General features: G+C 37.8%; 12 protein-coding genes and 1 tRNA gene. 9 read left to right on the forward strand and 4 right to left on the reverse strand.

Annotated elements, in window-relative coordinates:
- The first annotated feature begins 12 nt into the window (after positions 1-12).
- Genes BN200_RS05610 through BN200_RS05625 form a run of 4 tightly spaced genes read left to right on the forward strand, consistent with a single transcriptional unit; the run spans position 13 to position 3219 of the window.
- Positions 13-489, forward strand: a complete 477-nt coding sequence (locus BN200_RS05610; RefSeq protein WP_019221567.1) for a phage tail protein — start codon at positions 13-15, stop codon at positions 487-489.
- Positions 486-740, forward strand: coding sequence for a tail protein X (locus tag BN200_RS05615; protein WP_019221568.1), 255 nt, complete (start codon positions 486-488; stop codon positions 738-740). The genes BN200_RS05610 and BN200_RS05615 overlap by 4 nt, the downstream gene beginning before the upstream one ends.
- Entirely contained in the window at positions 740-1720 is a 981-nt protein-coding gene (locus BN200_RS05620; RefSeq protein ID WP_019221569.1) for a phage late control D family protein, read from the forward strand. The genes BN200_RS05615 and BN200_RS05620 overlap by 1 nt, the downstream gene beginning before the upstream one ends.
- Complete coding sequence (locus BN200_RS05625; protein WP_019221570.1) at positions 1717-3219, forward strand: replicative DNA helicase; 1503 nt, start codon at positions 1717-1719, stop codon at positions 3217-3219. Before BN200_RS05620 ends, BN200_RS05625 begins: the two co-directional genes overlap by 4 nt.
- 211 nt (positions 3220-3430) lie before the next feature.
- Here the strand turns inward: BN200_RS05625 and BN200_RS05630 are convergent.
- Positions 3431-3506, reverse strand: a tRNA-Lys gene (locus BN200_RS05630).
- Positions 3507-3990: 484 nt separating this feature from the next.
- On the opposite strand from BN200_RS05630, the gene BN200_RS05640 reads away from it, so the two are divergent.
- Positions 3991-5559 (forward strand): TerC family protein, encoded by a 1569-nt coding sequence (locus BN200_RS05640; RefSeq protein ID WP_034989114.1) that lies wholly within the window; start codon positions 3991-3993, stop codon positions 5557-5559.
- Positions 5560-6222: 663 nt separating this feature from the next.
- Here BN200_RS05640 and BN200_RS05645 read toward each other — a convergent pair.
- The 3 genes from BN200_RS05645 to secD form a co-directional block, all read right to left on the reverse strand.
- Complete coding sequence (locus BN200_RS05645) at positions 6223-7176, reverse strand: lysylphosphatidylglycerol synthase transmembrane domain-containing protein (RefSeq protein WP_034989116.1); 954 nt, start codon at positions 7174-7176, stop codon at positions 6223-6225.
- A 46-nt stretch (positions 7177-7222) separates the two neighbouring features.
- On the reverse strand, positions 7223-8956 hold the full coding sequence (locus tag BN200_RS05650) for a cation:proton antiporter domain-containing protein (protein WP_019221574.1): 1734 nt from the start codon (positions 8954-8956) through the stop codon (positions 7223-7225).
- A 103-nt stretch (positions 8957-9059) separates the two neighbouring features.
- Positions 9060-11573: a protein translocase subunit SecD gene (secD, locus tag BN200_RS05655; protein ID WP_019221575.1), complete on the reverse strand. Its 2514-nt coding sequence runs from the start codon at positions 11571-11573 to the stop codon at positions 9060-9062.
- 620 nt (positions 11574-12193) lie between these two features.
- Between secD and BN200_RS05665 the strand changes: the two genes are divergently transcribed.
- The 4 genes from BN200_RS05665 to BN200_RS05680 form a co-directional block, all read left to right on the forward strand.
- Positions 12194-14554: a mechanosensitive ion channel family protein gene (locus tag BN200_RS05665; RefSeq protein WP_019221577.1), complete on the forward strand. Its 2361-nt coding sequence runs from the start codon at positions 12194-12196 to the stop codon at positions 14552-14554.
- Entirely contained in the window at positions 14548-14820 is a 273-nt protein-coding gene (locus BN200_RS05670) for a hypothetical protein (protein WP_019221578.1), read from the forward strand. The genes BN200_RS05665 and BN200_RS05670 overlap by 7 nt, the downstream gene beginning before the upstream one ends.
- A 773-nt stretch (positions 14821-15593) precedes the next feature.
- On the forward strand, positions 15594-16463 hold the full coding sequence (locus tag BN200_RS05675) for an outer membrane protein (protein WP_019221579.1): 870 nt from the start codon (positions 15594-15596) through the stop codon (positions 16461-16463).
- Positions 16464-16986: 523 nt separating this feature from the next.
- Positions 16987-17859 (forward strand): tyrosine-type recombinase/integrase (locus tag BN200_RS05680; RefSeq protein ID WP_019221580.1); only part of this gene is annotated, 873 nt, incomplete at its 3' end.

Raw genomic sequence — 17859 nt, forward strand, 5'->3', positions numbered from 1 at the left:
AGGGGAGAGACCATGCAAGATCCTTTGCTGATGTTAGGACCGCATCAATTTTATGTGGACTGGTTGAACTTCCAATCTTTTGAGGAGGAGTTCTCTGCCTCATGGGTTTGCTTAGAGCGTTTTGGTGGGGCCCCTGGTTTGCAATTTACTGGTTATGGCAATGATCCCAAAACCCTCCACGGGGTGTTGTTTCCAGAAGAGTTTGGTGACCGGGTTGCCATTGATGCCATCACCAGAACCATTCGGGCAGCTCAACCCGTTCAGATGATCCGTTGGATGGGTGATGATAGCTACAGTGCCTTAATGCATGGATCCGTTGTCATTACCCATATTCGTAAAGACCATGACTATATTAGTCGCTCTGGTCAATCGGGGCGTATTCGCTATTCCATAAGCCTGTTGCCGTTTTTTGATGGGGGCAAGCCGCAAGGTCAATATCAAGTGGGGCAATATCAAGGTGATCAGTATCAAGAGGAGGACACCCCATGAGGATCCCCGCAAAGCATCTCGTTGTAGAATTAGAGGATATGAGTTTAGACTTGATTTGTTATCAGCATGCCTTGTCTGTTTTAGGAGACCGAAGGCAAGCTGGGTCATTGAGGGGTTATGTAGAAGCCACGCTGGAGGCTAATCCAGAGATTGCTGGGTATGATGCTTTTTTGCCGCGGGGCTTAAAAGTCTTTCTGCCTGAATTTGTATCATGCGAAAAGAACAGTGTGGTCAAACGGCTATGGGACTAATGCGCACATATCCCTTTATTGAAGTAAGGGTGGGGGATAAACTTGTTCATGAGGTTTTTTACCAGCGTCTTTTAACGGCAACCATCACAGACCATGCGAGTAATGAAGCCGATAGCTTTGAAGCAGAATTTGATGATAGCGGCAATGATTTAGAGATTCCCTCCAGTAACAGTGCACTCCATGTCACCTTTGGTTATCAGGACAGCATTCGTGCCTTTATGGGGCGTTTTGTTGTGGAATCGGTGATCAGTTGTGGGGGCAGTGAGGGAGAGATTTTACGCCTTTGTGGCAAAAGTGCCTCGATGCGTGAGGAGATCAAAGAACAGGTGAGCGAACATTTTGATCATCAAACCATCGCTGAGATTGTTGAGAGCCTTGCCAAACGCCATGGCTATCAAGCAAAGGTCAGTCCACAATTTACCAAACAAGCCTTGCCTTATGTGATTCGGACAGATCAATCGGCGATTGATTTTTTAACCCGCCTTGCAGATCGGATGCAGGCGCGTTTTTTGATCAAAGACAATAGGTTTTTATTTTTAAGCGGGGATAATCTGCCCCTCCAGACAATCCATCAACAGGAGTGTTCCCATTGGGAATTTAGTCTCGAGCCGCGCACCCAATATGGCATGATAGAAGCACGGTATTTTGATCGCACAAAAGGGCAACAGCACGTTGTTACGCATCGCACAGGGTATACGGGGCCCATTCGCCGTCTGCGGAGGTGTTATCCGTGTGAGCAGCAAGCACAAGCAGCAGCAGCTTCTGAGTCGGATAGGCTTTGCCGCGCCATGGGCAGTGGTTCTGTAAGCCTTGAGGGGCGCCCTGAAATCATGGCCGGTCAACCGCTTTTGCTTCAAGGGTTTCGAGGCGAAATCAATGGTCCATGGAAGGCTGCAACCGTGACCCATCGCTATGAAAAACAAAGCGGATACATCACAGAAATCACCTTAGAGGCACCCAATCAAGGAAAAGAGGCATGAGAAACTTAAACGTGTTAGAAATAGAAAAACCAAGAGATAATTTTGCCCCTTCTTTTCGGCAACTTCCCCATAATATTGAAGCAGAACAAGCTTTGCTCGGGGCAATCATGATCAATAATGATGCTCTTGAGAGCGTTTCTGATTTTCTCAAACCAGAACATTTTTTTGAAGCTCTCCATCAAAGGCTTTTTGATATCATCTTAACAATTATTCAAAAGGGAAAAGTTGCAGACCCCATTACCATGAAGCCCTTTATTGCAAATGATGAGAAAATTGGCGACATTACTGTATACCAGTATGTTGTTCGTTTAGCCAAAGAAGCTGTCACAATCATCAATACTCAAGATTACGGACAGGTTATTTATGATCTGTTTATTCGGCGTTCTTTAATTAACCTTGGCACTCACATTGTCAATAGTTCTTTTGATTCTCCCCTAGAACTTACCCCCTCTAAACAAATTGAAGCGATTGAAAATCAGTTGTTTGCATTGGCAGAAAAAGGCAAATATGGAGCTGGTTTTGAAAACTTTGATACTGCTATTACAAAAGCCATTAACATGGCAAGTGCTGCAAAACAGCGTTCCTCACAGCTCTCTGGCATGGCAACCCATATTAAAACTCTTGATGATAAAATGGGCGGGTTGCAACCATCTGATTTGATTATCCTAGCAGGGCGCCCTGGGATGGGTAAAACGTCCCTTGCAACCAATATTGCCTTTAATATTGCCAATGCTTGCAAGCAACATGATGATAGCCAAGCCAGTGAAGGGGGGATTGTCGGTTTCTTCTCCCTTGAAATGTCAACAGAACAGCTTGCAACCCGTATTATCTCAGAACAAACAAAGGTTTCTTCTTCTGATATACGACGGGGTAATCTTTCTGATGATCAATTTACCAATATCATTCATGCTATGCATTCCCTTCAAACCATTCCTCTTTATATCGATCAAACGGGAGCTGTATCTCTTGCGCAACTAGCCGCGCGTGCAAGGCGTCTTAAACGACAACATGGTTTAGATGTTTTGATCATTGATTATATTCAACTGATGACAAGCGGTTCAAAGCGTTCTTCTGAAAACCGCGTTCAAGAGATTACAGCCATTACTATGGGGCTTAAAGCGCTTGCAAAGGAACTCAATATTCCCATCATTGCGCTTTCGCAATTATCACGACAAGTTGAAAATAGAACAGATAAACGCCCCCAACTTTCCGATTTACGTGAATCAGGTTCAATCGAGCAAGATGCCGATATTGTGTTGTTTGTTTATCGTGAAGAATATTATCTCAAAAATGAAGAACAAAAAGAAGGCAGTGCTGAATATCACAAATGGAAAGAAGCAATGGAGCAAGTTAAGGGCAAAGCTGAGGTTATCATAGCCAAGCAACGTCATGGATCAACAGGAATCGTCCCTCTGGCTTTCCAATCTGACTTTACATGCTTTAGTGACCTAACGGATAACGACAACTTTTTTAGAAATATCCGCTTGAGCACAAAATAGTGATCCGATGCTTGAGAAGCAAAAACCGATAGATTCTCACAAAAAATGACGAATCTTAAAACACCCTTTGAAGACCCTTTGAGAACCCCTTAAAAATCATGTGAAACAAAATAAATTGGTACAAAACCTGGTGGCAAAATATACAAAACCCAGTGGCAAGCTACATACATACAGCAATAAATCAATAACTTATTTGTAATATAAAATTCAATGGTGGGTGATGAGGGGATCGAACCCACGACCCGCTGATTAAGAGTCAGCTGCTCTACCGACTGAGCTAATCACCCATGGTTACTCGGACAATGAAAGGTTCTATAACGCTCCTAAGGAATTCTGTCTAGATAGTTTTATTGTTTTTATATGAAAATAGTAAAGTCTCTAGCTAAACTCGTTGTAGGGTTCAAAATACAATAAGGTTAAAATATATTATACTACCCCTTGATCTTATCTAAAAATAGACCCATTATAAAAGGCTCTATAATTAAGTATTCTGATTATTATGCAGAACTGGAGTTGGAGGATTGTCGAGCGTAATGCCCGAGCAAAATACAGAGGGACCTTGGTGTGGTTGCAAATGGTGTGGGCCATCATTCTGTTTTATAAACTTTATCAATAATTTTGTGTATTTAGGCAGTGTTTTTTTATTGCTTGCTTTGCAGGCAGTTTTTTTGCGTTCAATGGTTTTGTTCAATTATGAGAATGAAAGCTCATGAGTTTGTTTTGTCAACCGCATGCTTTTGAGTTTTTAAAGGCATTTTTAAAAGGTGAACTATGATGGAATGGATCACTGATCCCCATGCGTGGTTTGGCTTGGTTACTTTGATTTTTCTTGAAATTGTTTTAGGAATAGATAACCTTGTCTTTATTGCAATTTTAGCTGAAAAATTGCCGATGCATTTGCGTGATCGCGCGCGCCTGATAGGTCTCACTTTAGCATTAGTGATGCGCTTTTTTCTACTTACGGTTATTGGATGGGTGATGAATCTCGATACGATGATTTTTGCATTTTCATCCTTTGTTTTTAGTTGGCATAGCCTTATCTTAATTAGTGGTGGTGCTTTTTTGCTGGCAAAGGGAACGCTAGAGTTACATGAAAGATTAGAAGGTGCCGCACATGAAAGAAAAACAGGTGGTGCTTATGTTGTTTTTTGGCAGGTAATTGTTCAAATTGTGGTGCTTGATGCTCTGTTTTCCTTAGATAGTATTATTACTGCAACAGGGATGATTGCAAAAGAGCAGCCAGCGGTTATGTATATAGCAGTTATGGTTGCTATGGGCGTGATGATGTGTGGATCAGGCGCTCTTATGCGTTTTATTAATCGTCATCCTACTATTGTGATCCTTTGTCTTGGCTTTTTGATGATGATAGGTTTTACTCTCATTGTTGAAGGGTTTGGTTTTCATATTCCAAAAGGGTATTTATATGCCGCTATTGGTTTTTCTGTTCTTATTGAAGCTTTTAATCAAATTGGACGTCGTAATCGTGAAAAGATGATTACAACAAATGATTTGCGTGGTCGAACAGCTGATGCTGTTTTGAGATTGTTAGGAGGTGGAAACAAAGATGGTAATCTGAGTGACACTGTAGATGTTATTGCTGAACAGGCAGCAGCTTCTGAACTGTTTCGGCCTGAAGAAAAGGAAATGATTCGTGGTGTTCTTGACTTGGCTGATCGTCCTGTTCGTTCTATTATGTCGCCGCGTAATGAGATTGAGTGGTTAGATCTCAATAGTGACGAGAATGAAATGCGTGAAGAATTACAACAGGTTAAACATAGCCGCTTAATTCTTGCACGTGAAAAAGTGGATGAATTTGTTGGCGTTGCTTTGACCAAAGATCTTCTGTTGAATTTGGCTGAGGGGAAAAAGATTAATTGGAAAAAAGCGATGCGAGAGCCGCTCGTTGTTCATGAAAATACAAGCGTATTACGATTGATGGAGCAATTCCGTCATTCTTCAATTCAGCTTGCAATTATTGTTGATGAGCATGGATCTTTTGAAGGAATTGCTACACCAACCGATATTCTTGAGGCTATTGCAGGTGACTTTCCTGATGATGATGAGGAACTCATGATAGCAGAAAAGCTTGAAGATGGAAGCCTTCTTGTTGAAGGGTATGCTGATATCCGTCGTTTAAGTGGTTATCTTGAACGTAATCTTGTTGATGAGGCAGACCGTTATACTACTTTGGCAGGATTTATGCTTTGGCGGTTTGGTCATTTACCGAATGAAGGTGAAAGCTTTGAAGCTGATGGTTTGCGCTTTCAAGTTATTGAAATGGATCGTCGTAATATTTCTAAAATTCTTATCTCTCCGCTTGTGTTGCCGGAGAGAAGTTAATAATTGGGGACAGGTGAGAGGAAAATGCTTTCTTTTTAGAAAGAGTGAAAAGAATGAGAAATTGAGCTGTAGGATGGTATTTTTATTCTTCATAGGCTTCTAAATATCAAATAATGGATAGTAAGAGCTATTCATGAATTCCCATGTCAGAAAAGGGCTTTCATCGATAATCTGCTGGAGGAATTCGAGGAGAGAAAAAAAGGTGTGTGGTGATTTTTAAATAGCCATAAATCTCAAAAAGAGTGCTTATACCTGCTTTATTTCTGCATTTTTTAAAGACAATTTTTTTCAAATTGTTGATTGTATTTTATATTGTTGTTTATAGAAATTTTTTTTATTCTTTTCTTGTATAAAAAATATGCAAGAAGGCTCTTATAAAGAAATCCAATATTTCAAATCAATTGGAGATGATAGGCAATATTATTGTTTTTCATGGTTGAATTTGTTTAGGAGGGCTAATTAAGCGGCTTTTTGAAAAAGAATTTAAGTATCAAATATTTTTCTGTATTTCGAACAGTGAGTGCGGTCGATTTTGAAAGAGAGATACTTCAAGAGACAGTCTCAAACAAGATAAATGAAAACGCCGGCAAGTCTACACACAATGAACTCAAACTTACTATGATTATCTTTATTCATATGTGTACAAAAAGAGAGCGGGTTTATTTATTCAGGTGGTATTTTTCGTGTTTTTTTACAATATTGTAGAGTTTCGAAAATTGCGACAACAAATAACGATATGATGAGCGGTATGATCAAATACAGCATTCTAAATACAATAAGTGCTGCAACAACATCGGTTGGATTTACACTGGACATGCCTGTTATAAATAAAGCTTCAAGAACACCAACTCCTCCAGCAGGGGCATTGGAGAGAAGGGTTATTGTGAAAGATGCCAGAAAAACGCCAAGCACAGAAATAAAGTGAATATCTGCGTTGTCTGGGAGCACTGCGTATATAATTCCTGCTGCTCCTAAAAGCTCTAAGGGGCCAATGAGAAGCTGTTGAATGACAATTCTCAACTTTGGATAAGAAAGTTGAATTTTTTTCCCAAAATGTAGGGGTTTTAATTGAAGCCAGCTACCAAAGATATAGAGTGCTGTACAACCAAGTAAAATCACACCAACTGTTGTGCCAAGCCATTCAGGAAGATCATCATAAATAAGAGTAATAATTTTCGGTTGCAAAATTAAAACGATTCCAAAAAGCAAGATTGTCCCTATTACAAAAGTAAAAGAGCAAAATCCTACCAATATGGCAATTTCCGTACCACTTAATCCTTTCATTTTATAAGCACGGTAGCGCACGACTGCACCAGAAAAAACTGAGGCGCCAATATTGTGTGAAAGTGCATAGGTGGTAAATGAACATAGAGCAATAAAAAACCAAGAAATCTTATGACCGAGATGTTGCAAAGCAATTCGGTCATATCCAGCAAGAGCAGCATAGGCTAAAAGAGAGCATAAACAAGCTAATAGCCAGTGTTGTACACTTAAATTGCTTAGTCGTTCCAGTACATCACTGAATGAAATGGCAGAGAGCTTTATATAAAGAATCCGGATAGATACCAGCATGGCTAAGATACCGATAAATGGCCATATTAACTGCTTCATTTTCATGCTGCTTTATCCGTTTTTGTTTTTATATATTTTCTGTCAATGCCATTCATGATTGTATAATATCTTTGATGAATCTTTGTCCAGTTATATGCTCAATAAAACCATTTGCTATTTCTTCATCATCAGTTACTACAATATCTGCTCCTAGATCAATGAGGTAAGCTGTGTCTACATCGGAGAGTGCATGTGCGATTATCGGGATATCCTTATTCATATCACGTATATTCACTATGCATTCTCCTACTTCAATAGTATTGCGCATTGTAATAACAATTTTGTATGCATTGTTCACATTTGCTGCATTCATGACATCTTGTTTGATGATATTGCCACAAATAACTTCAAAACCGTCTGCAATCGCTTTATCCGTAAGGCGCTTTGATTCTTCTACGATAACTACAGAATCACCTCTGTTTATTAAAGATAAAGCAATATATTTACCAATATGGCTGTAACCAATAATGACGATATGATTGGTTTTTGAGGTCATTGGTAAAATTTCTTGGTCAGGATCTTGCGGATCAATATCGATGATTTTTTGTGTATCTTGTAAGTTTTTAGGCACATTTTCTAAATGCTTTTTAATTTTGTCAAAGGCAATAAAAACAAGGGGATTGACTAAAATAGAAAGAATTGCTCCTCCAAGAATAAAATCATGAGCATCGTTGTTTAAAAGTCCAAGGCTTAAACTTAAACCTGCAAGGATAAAAGAAAACTCTCCAATTTGAGCCAGGCTGGCAGAAATTGTGCAAGCTGTTGCATTAGAATAGCGAAAAGCTTTCAGGATGAAAAAGGCAACAGCAGATTTTCCTAGGATAATAATGGATAATGTTGCTAAGAGAGGAAAAAAGTGCGTTAATATTTTTTCTGGATCAAATAACATGCCTACGGAAACAAAAAAGAGAACAGAAAATGCATCACGTAGGGGTAAAGATTCTTCAGCAGCACGGTGGCTTAATTCTGATTCACCCATAACCATACCTGCAAAAAAAGCCCCAAGAGAAAGAGAAACACCAAATAAATGAGCAGCTCCGAAAGCTACTCCTAGTGCGGTAGCAAAGACACTCAGGCGAAATAATTCTCGTGATCCTGAATGTGCACTTACTTTTAGTAACCACGGAATAACGCGTCGTCCAATTACGAGCATGAGAATGATAAATAGAATAACTTTGAGAATAGTGAGCCCAAAGATTCCCCAAATGCTTAAGTCTAACCAGTGAATAAGAGGATCAATAGCTTCTTTTTTTGTATTGCCAAGGATGTTTGCCAGTGATGGTATGAGAACAAGTATAAGGACCATCGCTAAATCTTCAATAATCAACCAACCAACAGCAATGCGTCCTTTTTCTGTCTCAATCAGATGGCGTTCTTGCAAAGCACGTAGCAAAATAACCGTACTTGCTGTTGATAAAGCTAAACCAAAAACTATACTACTGCTGAAACCCCATCCCATAATTAGTCCGAGGCACAAGCCTAGAAAAGTAGAAAATGCCATTTGTGCAAGGGCAGCAGGGATAGCAATCGCTTTGACAGATAATAGATCTTTTAATGAAAAATGCAGTCCAACACCGAACATCAGCAAAATGACACCAATTTCAGCAAGTTGGTTGATAATACCAGAATCTATTCTAAAACCGCCTGTGTTTGGCCCCACAATAACACCAGCTAACAAGTATCCCACGAGTGGTGAGATACGCAAACGATTGGCAATCATTCCTAAAAGAAATGCTAAGCATAAACCTGCGACGATTGTTGTAATAAGTGGTGTATCATGGAGCATAATATTTATAACTTTTTCAAAAAAATAAACTCATTCAAGCGATTATAGCTTTTTTATAAGAAGGGAAGGAATGCTATTTCATATATGAATTAACGCGGCATTTTCATTGTAGTTTCGTGTTTGTGCGATTATTTCTTTCACGCCACCAATTCCCGAGTAACAGTAAAATAGGAGCAGCAATAAAGATTGAAGATGATGTTGCAATAATAATTCCAAACACCATAGGAAATGCAAAATTATGCACAGCATTTCCGCCCCATAACGCCATAGGAAGCATAGCAAGAACTGTGGTAGCGGATGTAAAAAGACAGCGTATAAGAACCTGATTAATGGAGAGATCAATCAGTTCACGCAGGGGCATTTTTTTATAAAGGCGCATATTTTCGCGCATTCGGTCATAAACTACCACCTTATCATTTATGGAATAACCAACAATTGTTAAAAGAGCCGCGATGGCAGTTAAATTGAAATCAAATTGAAATAAAGCAAAAAAACCAATCATCTTTGTGGTGTCTAGGATGAGTGTTACAATTGCTCCAACTGCAAAGAACCATTCAAAGCGTAACCATATATAAAGAGACATAGCAATTGCGGCAAGAATAACCGCAGTAAAAGCAGCTGTAGCAAGTTCACCTGAAATTTTGGGGCCAACGACTTCTATTTGATCGAATGTGGCATGAGGATAGATATTTTGTACCGCTGTTTTAACTTTATCAATGGTAGCGGTTTGTTGTATTTCGCCACCACTTTGCTTTTGAATACGGATGAGCACGGTGTTTGCATTATCCATATTCTGTAGGGTCACTTCACCGATATTAAGAGCAGAAAGCTGTGAACGTAAGGTTGCTAAATTTGCTGGAGTTTTTGTGGTAATACTCATTTGGCTACCGCCAATGAAATCAATTCCGAAATTCAAGCCCGGTTTAAAAAACAGAAAAATAGAAGCAAGAGATAAAACAATTGAGATACCAATACCAATGAAGCGCGCTTTCATAAAGCGGAAAGTTGTATTTTGGGAGATGACATTGAAAACAGAGTGAATATGCAGTGTCTTAATTTTCCATTTACGGACAACCCAAATCATCATAATGCGCACAATGGTAATATTTGTAAACATGGAGATAATAATACCAAGCAACATTGTGACAGCAAAACCGCGAACAGGACCAGTGCCAAACCAAAATAATAAGATAGTTGCAATAATTGCAGTAACGTTGGCATCAACAATGGTTGCGAAAGCTTGTTTGAAACCACGATCCAAGGAAGCAAAGGCGCTGATGCCTTTTCGACTTTCTTCACGGATACGTTCATTGATAAGAATATTGGCGTCAACAGCGATCCCGATGCCTAAAATAATACCAGCAATACCCGGTAGTGTAAGTGTAGCACCCAGAAGGCTTAATGCCGCAAATGTTAGAATAGTGTGAAGCGCTAGGGCTATATTTGCAATAATCCCCCAAATTCCGTATAGAAGAAAAATAAAAATCGTAACAAGAACAAAGCCAATGATGCCTGTGTAAAGCCCCATTTGGATGGCATCAGCACCGAGGTTTGGGCCTACAGTTCTTTCTTCAATCACCGTTAGCGGTGCCGGTAAGGAACCAGCCCGTAAGAGAGCTGCTAGAGTTGATGCTTCTTTGGGATCAAAATTTCCTGTAATTTGGCCTTGTCCGTTGGGAATGACGCTATTGATGGTTGGAGCGGTTAAAACTTTGTTATCAAGAACGATTGCAAAGGGACGGTTAATATTTTGCCGTGTTATGTCTGCAAATATTTTTGATCCCGTTGAATTCATGGTAAATGAAATAATAGAACGCCCTGGCATTTGTGGATCAAAACCTGCACGGGCATCTTTGAGGACATTTCCATCCAAAGCAATTTGGTCATAAATTGCATAACGTTGTGTCTCATCAGTATAGCCGGGGAGAATTGAAACACCTGTGGGTAAGTTATTTATATCCACATTGGAGGGAACAAGATGAAAGGTCATCTTAGCGGTTGTTCCTAAAAGATCGCGTAGTTGCTTTGGGTCTTGTAGACCGGGTAATTGAACCATAATACGATCAATTCCTACCTTTTGAATGGCTGGTTCCGTTACACCAACCTGATCTATACGACGACGGATGATTTCTAAGCTTTGCTCAATAGCATTGCTGATACGTTCTTTCACACCAGCTTCGGTTAACATGACACGGATGGTTTTATCTTGAGCACTGATCGTGATATCACTGGCTGTAGTTCCAAAACTGCTGTGTATAGGTGTCATCAGCGTTTTTAAAGCAGAGACAGCTTTTTCACTTTCTGATGGATCGGAAATAACAGCAATGATACTATCCTCTAAGACACGAACGCTTGATGTACGGATTTGCTTTTCACGAAGCGTATTGCGCACACTGCCCAAAACCATGTGGAGTTGATCACGTTTTAGAGTTTTTGTGTCAACTTCTAGGAGGAGAGAGGAGCCTCCTTGAAGGTCAAGACCAAGCGTTACACGGGTGTCAGTTAAGAATTTTGAGTTTTTAACTTGTTCTTGCGAAAATAAATTGGGCAAGGCAACGTAAATGCTACTTAAAAGGATAAAACAATAAAGGGTAATTAACCAACTGGGTGTGCGCATAATATATTCCGCTAATAGGCAATCTAATGGTTATTAAAATGAAACGCGGGAGTAAAATAGGATGATGGTTTCATAGTTCAAGAAAAGGGGAGGGGCACGTTTTTTTGCAAAACATTGCGTGTGAAAATTACGGAGTCCTGTGCAAATAGCTATGGTAGCTATTAAAGATGTGCCTAGGATCTTTTGAAACGTCTTGAAAGGCAAAACATAATTTGTATCGAGTGTTGAAAACTCTTTGTTTGTAGCTGTTGTAATGTTCACTTGATCATACTTGTTTTCCAAGCCAAATGTATGAGTCGTAATGACATTGTTCACACGTGGTTGCACCATCAAATGAGCATACGCGCTTAGACCATTCTTTAATAACACGCCGAAGCTCGACAGAAGAAGCCAGATCGTGAAAGAAGGAAATTTTTCTTTTTTGCAATAGAGGTGCAAAAAAAACATACTTGTTTGCTTTCTTTATCTTATTTGATGTCAACTTGCTTTATTCTCTCTTTTATCAGTATTATAGGATAAGGGGAAGCTTTTATAAAAATTATTCTAACCAAGTTGAAAATATTTGTCTTCTTTCATATTTCTACGAAGAGGGGATTCCACATCTTAGACTTAAGGTAGATATGTATCCGTTTTTTTTAAAAAAAATATGCATTTTTCTCTTCACTCTTGGGAGTGTTTTAGAATCGAGCTCTTGCGTATGGGCGCATCTGGAATCACAAGCTCTTATTGAGCAATCGGTAAATTCTTATTCAACGGATGAAATTATTCAAAAGCAACAGCAAATTCTTAAAACACTTGAACAAGAGACAAAAAAATTAGAAAAAGACTTTACAAACGAATCAGGAGATGAACATGTCTTGGCAAAGCTGCGCTTGTGCGCGCGTGATATCAATAGACGTGCCATAGAAGCAGCGTTTGTTTTGCGTGCTCCTCTTCATGATATCAACGTGCTTCTTGATCAATTGACACAGTTGCAAGATGAGCCAAAAAAATTGAAAGAGCGCTTTCATCTGATGAAGAAAAAAGCACAGATTAATGATATAGTGCTGCAGTTCGAAGAGATCTTTTTAGCTACAAATAGAATAGATGAACTTTCTCTTTCTCAGTCTCGAGAACTTTTTAAACGTACCTTTACGAACAAACTTAAGTTTTCGATACCGATGCTCAAACATTTCGTTGAAAAAACAAAAGAGGCTTCCTCTGATTTTCTTTTACTGTTTAGTTCTTGGTGTAAATTTGTATTTCATTTCAAGTCTTTACAGCTTTTTCTTTCCTTTTTGATTCCACTTTTTGTTGCTGTGGGGCTTTCTTTTTTTTCTCGTAAAATTCTCGCACATGTGGACTGCCATCTTACAAAGGGCAATGAGGAAATATCCTATTTACAACGTTTGTTAATTGCTTTTGTTTCAATTCTTTTGCCTCTGCTTGTCTGTGTTGTTTGCGTTTATCTGGTGCTTTTTTTGTTTCATAGTTTTGGCCTGGAGCTAGGAAAACTCGCAACGATATTTTATACCATTGGACATCAAATTATTTTAGTCTTTTTTATCAATCGTTTAGCTCTTGTTCTTTTATCATCAAATAAGGTTCATGGGCGTCTTTTCGATCTTAGGCCATTTGAGGCACATCAATTAGTCATTTCGCTCACTTTGCTCGGTGGTATTTTGGCGTTTGATGCTGTTCTTGATAGTATTTATCAAGTCGTCTCAGCTTCTCTTTCTTTGACAATTGCCAAAAGTTTTATTGCTGTTGTTTTGTTTGCGATACTGCTGTTTATAATTTCATTGGTGCCTTTGCAGTTGAGACGTAAATTTTTTCAAGTTGAAGAGAGGAAACTGCGCTTTTTTCCACTTTATATACGTATTCCTCTCATTGTATTGGGATTTTTGCTCATTATGATGAATTCCTTAGGATATGTTGGTTTTGCGCATTTTATTATGCAGCAAATCGTGATTGGTGGTGCATTTTTGATTCTCATGTATTTGGGGATTAAAAGCGCTCAAGTGATTGGAATTAAAGGGCAATTCATGAAAACAAGAGTTGGGCATGCTTTGATGCAATGGCTCCATTTAGAAGAGAAAACAATGAATCAATTTGGGGTTATCATAAGTGTTTTCCTCAGTTTCATTGTGGTTGTATTTTGTGCGATGCCTATTGCTGTGCAATTTGGATTTTCCTATTCTGATTTGCGGACGGTGTTGTGGCAGTTTATGACGGGCTTTCAAATTGGAAATGTCTCTGTTTCTTTAATTTCTATTGCTGTTGGAATCATTGCTTTCTTTGCTTGTTGGTTCTTCATTCACCGTTTTATCTGCTGGCTAGATGAAACGGTATTGGTGCATGGGGAATTTGATGCTGGTGTCCGTAATTCTATCAAAACAGTCATCAGTTATGCTGGTGTTGTTGTTTCTACTTTGATAGGATTGTCAATGGCAGGTTTGGATCTCAAAAATTTTGCACTTATTGCTGGCGGGCTTTCACTTGGTATAGGTTTTGGTTTACAAAATATTGTTCAAAATTTTGTCTCGGGACTTATTATTCTGGTTGGAAGGCCATTTAAACTTGGAGATTATGTGGAAGCTGGATCAGTTGGAGGGATTGTCAAACGTATTAGTATTCGTGCGACAGAACTTGAAACATTGCAACGCAAAACGATTATTATTCCTAATTCAAGTCTTATTAATAATAACGTTAGTAATTGGACTCGAAGGAGCAAAATGGGGCGGATTGATATCCCTATTGCTGTTTCTCCTAATGTTTCTCCAGAACGTGTTGTTGAAATCTTGCTAGAGATTGCTGCTGCGACAGAAGGTGTTCTAAAAAATCCTGCCCCTCAGGTGAGTTTTACTGCATTCGACAGTAAGAAATTTTCATTTAATTTGGCTATTTATGTGCCTAATATTACTTCATCTTTTAAGGTAACAAATGCTCTTCGCTTTGTATTATATAAGCGTTTTGTTCAGGAAGGAATCCTGGAATGCTAAAATATCTTCGTGTTTTTGTTGCAGTCATCTTGTTGGATCTTTTTATCATGACAGCTTTTGCGGCAACTGTGAAGAATACCGATTTAAAGGTACAGTCTTTCACCCTTGTTGAAGGGAGTACCCCTGCAAATATTTCGTTGTATCCTTACCAAACAGTCACAATTTGTATGAAGGGATGTTTTATTACTTTTCCTAATCAAGATCGTTTTGCAGTAAGGGGAGAAGATAATATAGAAATCAGTGATGGTAGAGCAGTTTTTAAATAAAATAGTTTAAGATTTTTTTATGATGAGAGAAATTTTAGAAGAGCAATAATACCATTTTGGCTTTCTTTAATGATGTTATTGATGAAGCAATGGTAATAAGGGGCTGTGATCTTAAAGGGAGGTTTAGTATTGATTTTTAAGATATGGAGGATTTTATAGTATCTGTAATATGTGTTTTTGCCTAATACGTCTCAAATGTTTCTATAAGATTTGCGTATCTAGTATAGAAATTAGTAATTTAAAATAAATTCAGTTTACTTTTTATTTTTATAAAATTTATTAAAAGTGATTATAAATATTTTTTTATTATTTAAGATTTAATAAAAATATCAAGCTTTTTTTGAAATATTATATTTTATAATATATTGATTTTAATTATTTGTGTAATTTATTTATTAAATTCAAAAAAATCTGCTATGATAAAAATAAAATGTACTCTTCCAAGGGGATTTCATGCAAAAAATCTCTGAAAATCTCTGAGTGTTCTATTTTTAGAATTTTGATACGCTTATTTGAATAATGAAGAGTATTATAGTTTCATAATATAACATCTTTTGGTTTTATTTTTATAATTTAATTTATCTCTGATAGAAAATGACTTAAAAGAGATTAAATTTATTTGCTAAAATTAAATTTTAATGTCATTATATTTGATGTAATTTAGTTATAAAAGCATGTAGTTATTTTTTAGCATAAGATTTTGCGGTTTTTTCTATTTTTCTAAATATGATGTTTTTTGTTATGTTTAAATAATAGCAATGGGGTATAATTTTATGAATACAAGATTTATAATAGCATCCGTTTTTGCTTTTATTCCAGCTTCTCTAGCACAGGCTGCAGATGTAATAGTTCCTCAGCAGTCAGAACAAGTTATTCCACCAGTTATTACTTCTCCTCCTTTTTCTTGGGCAGGTTTTTATTTCGGAGGCCAAATTGGTGGTTTTTCGAGTAAAATTTCTGCCATGACTCGTGATGTTGATATTCCTCTCCATCCTGACGAGAGTAGTAAGAATAAAAAGAGTAGTAAGAATAAAAAATGGGTTCCGGTTGAGAAACAATATATGCCTAAGCTGTCTGGTTTTATAGGTGGTTTGTATACGGGAGCTAATCTCGAATTTGGAAATGGTTTAATATTCGGGGTTGATACAGACATACTGTTTTTGGGGCGAAAGGATACGAAAACTGTCGTTCATGAGGAATCTGATCAAAGTGGAACAGAGGGTACTAGTACGGAAGAGGGTGAGCAGAAGCAGGTTGTAATGAAACACAAAGAAACAGAAAAAAATAGTCTCACTTTTAGTCATACTTTGAAGCAAAAATGGACGGGTGCCACACGGGCACGGATTGGTTTTCCTGTTGCGCGTATGATGCCTTATATCTCTGGTGGGGTTGCTTATGGGCAATTCCAAGATATTTTGTCCACCTCGATTACTGGAGCAGACCCTTTTTCTGCTACGTCAGATGAGACAAAGACGATGATTGGTTATACTGTTGGGGGTGGTGTTGACTTTGCAATAACCGATGATTTTATTGTTCGTGCGGAATATCGTTATTCAGATTTTGGTAAAAAGAAATTTAAAGACGAGATTGAGCTTGATTATAAGACAAATGATTTCCGTGTAGGTATAGCTTATAAATTCTAATTTTATAAAATTCCATTGGTTTAAAAGGTTCTATCTTTGATGGAGCCTTTATTTTTTTGTATAAAATACTGTTTCGTGGTGGACAGAGGTCATTGATTTTGATTGTGAGATGGTGAAAAAAGTTTCTCAGATGCCGATTTTGAAAAATGAGACTTTTAAGATTATGAGTATAGCTAAAACGTTGTGTTCAAAAGAAGCTTTGATTCGTAATTTTCCATAATCACGGATCTGTTCAATAACGCTTTAGCGCTATTTCAAAAAGGTCTTTAAAAGGCAGTTTATTTTAATTACTGAAAAATAAGGAAAAATCCACATTTTGTAGTGCGAGCCGCTGCACCTATTTTTTCTTCCTTTAGAATTTTCTATGCTATCACCTGATAGCGCGTTTTATTTTTCTCTATTTATAATATATTGTTTTTATTAAGTTTTATTTATATAATTGCCTTTTGTATATAATCTTGGTATCAAATGAAAGCGCTCCAAGTGTGATACAAAAGGTGGTTCAAAAGGTGGTTTTTTAAAGGTGGTTCGCAGAACAAGGACACGTGATAGACTATCTGTCTTATCTGTAAAAAATCTATCTAAAGGCAAATATGCGGATGGGGCTGGGCTATGGCTTATCAAAACAGCACAAAATCAAGGGCGTTGGGTTTTTCGATTCGATTTCAATAAAAAACGTCGTGAAATGGGATTAGGCTCTTGTAGCGTTGTATCTTTGAAAGAAGCGAGGCTTAAAGCTACAGCTTGCCGTGACCTTTTGCACCAAGGTATTGACCCGATTCGTAAAAGGAAAAATGAAAAATTACGGCAGGCAGTTGATAGTATTTCTTTACAAGAAATAGTTTTAAGTGCTTTTGAAGCTAAAAAAAGCGAATTGAAAAATGAAGGTAAAGCAGCAAGGTGGTTAGCACCTCTTACATTGCATGTTTTTCCTAAACTTGGGGATATAGCAATTACTGAATTGACGCAATTTGATGTAAAAGAGTGTTTGTCGCCTATTTGGAAAACAAAAAATGAAACAGCGAGCAAAGCTTTATCACGTTTGAATATTGCTATAAAACATGCGGCAGCGCGTGGCATAGATGTGGATATGCAATTGGTACCAAAAGCAAAAGCTTTATTGGGGAAATTTATTCAAAATGTTCAAAATATTCCTGCTATGCCATGGCAAGAAGTTTCAGCTTTTTATCAGAATTTGGATGATAAGATTCTTTCAAATTTAGCACTGAAGCTTCTGATTTTGACTGGAGTACGGTCATATTCATTGCGCTATTTGCGTCTTGAACAAATAGATAAAAATATATGGACAATACCAAAAGACAATATGAAAGGTATTGTAGGAAAGGTTTCCGATTTTCGCGTGCCATTGAGTGATGAAGCCTTGAAAGTGATTGAG

It is taken from the genome of Bartonella senegalensis OS02, from assembly GCF_000312545.1.
In the GTDB taxonomy this organism is placed as follows: Bacteria; Pseudomonadota; Alphaproteobacteria; order Rhizobiales; family Rhizobiaceae; genus Bartonella; species Bartonella senegalensis.

Excerpts from the sequence above, each read along its gene's own strand:
- BN200_RS05615 (WP_019221568.1), top strand. The coding sequence starts at position 486 with ATGAGGATCCCCGCAAAGCATCTCGTTGTAGAATTAGAGGATATGAGT.
- BN200_RS05610 (WP_019221567.1), top strand. The coding sequence starts at position 13 with ATGCAAGATCCTTTGCTGATGTTAGGACCGCATCAATTTTATGTGGAC.
- BN200_RS05640 (WP_034989114.1), top strand. The coding sequence starts at position 3,991 with ATGATGGAATGGATCACTGATCCCCATGCGTGGTTTGGCTTGGTTACT.
- BN200_RS05650 (WP_019221574.1), bottom strand. The coding sequence starts at position 8,956 with ATGCTCCATGATACACCACTTATTACAACAATCGTCGCAGGTTTATGC.
- BN200_RS05645 (WP_034989116.1), bottom strand. The coding sequence starts at position 7,176 with ATGAAAATGAAGCAGTTAATATGGCCATTTATCGGTATCTTAGCCATG.
- secD (WP_019221575.1), bottom strand. The coding sequence starts at position 11,573 with ATGCGCACACCCAGTTGGTTAATTACCCTTTATTGTTTTATCCTTTTA.
- BN200_RS05670 (WP_019221578.1), top strand. The coding sequence starts at position 14,548 with ATGCTAAAATATCTTCGTGTTTTTGTTGCAGTCATCTTGTTGGATCTT.
- BN200_RS05620 (WP_019221569.1), top strand. The coding sequence starts at position 740 with ATGCGCACATATCCCTTTATTGAAGTAAGGGTGGGGGATAAACTTGTT.
- BN200_RS05675 (WP_019221579.1), top strand. The coding sequence starts at position 15,594 with ATGAATACAAGATTTATAATAGCATCCGTTTTTGCTTTTATTCCAGCT.
- BN200_RS05665 (WP_019221577.1), top strand. The coding sequence starts at position 12,194 with ATGTATCCGTTTTTTTTAAAAAAAATATGCATTTTTCTCTTCACTCTT.
- BN200_RS05625 (WP_019221570.1), top strand. The coding sequence starts at position 1,717 with ATGAGAAACTTAAACGTGTTAGAAATAGAAAAACCAAGAGATAATTTT.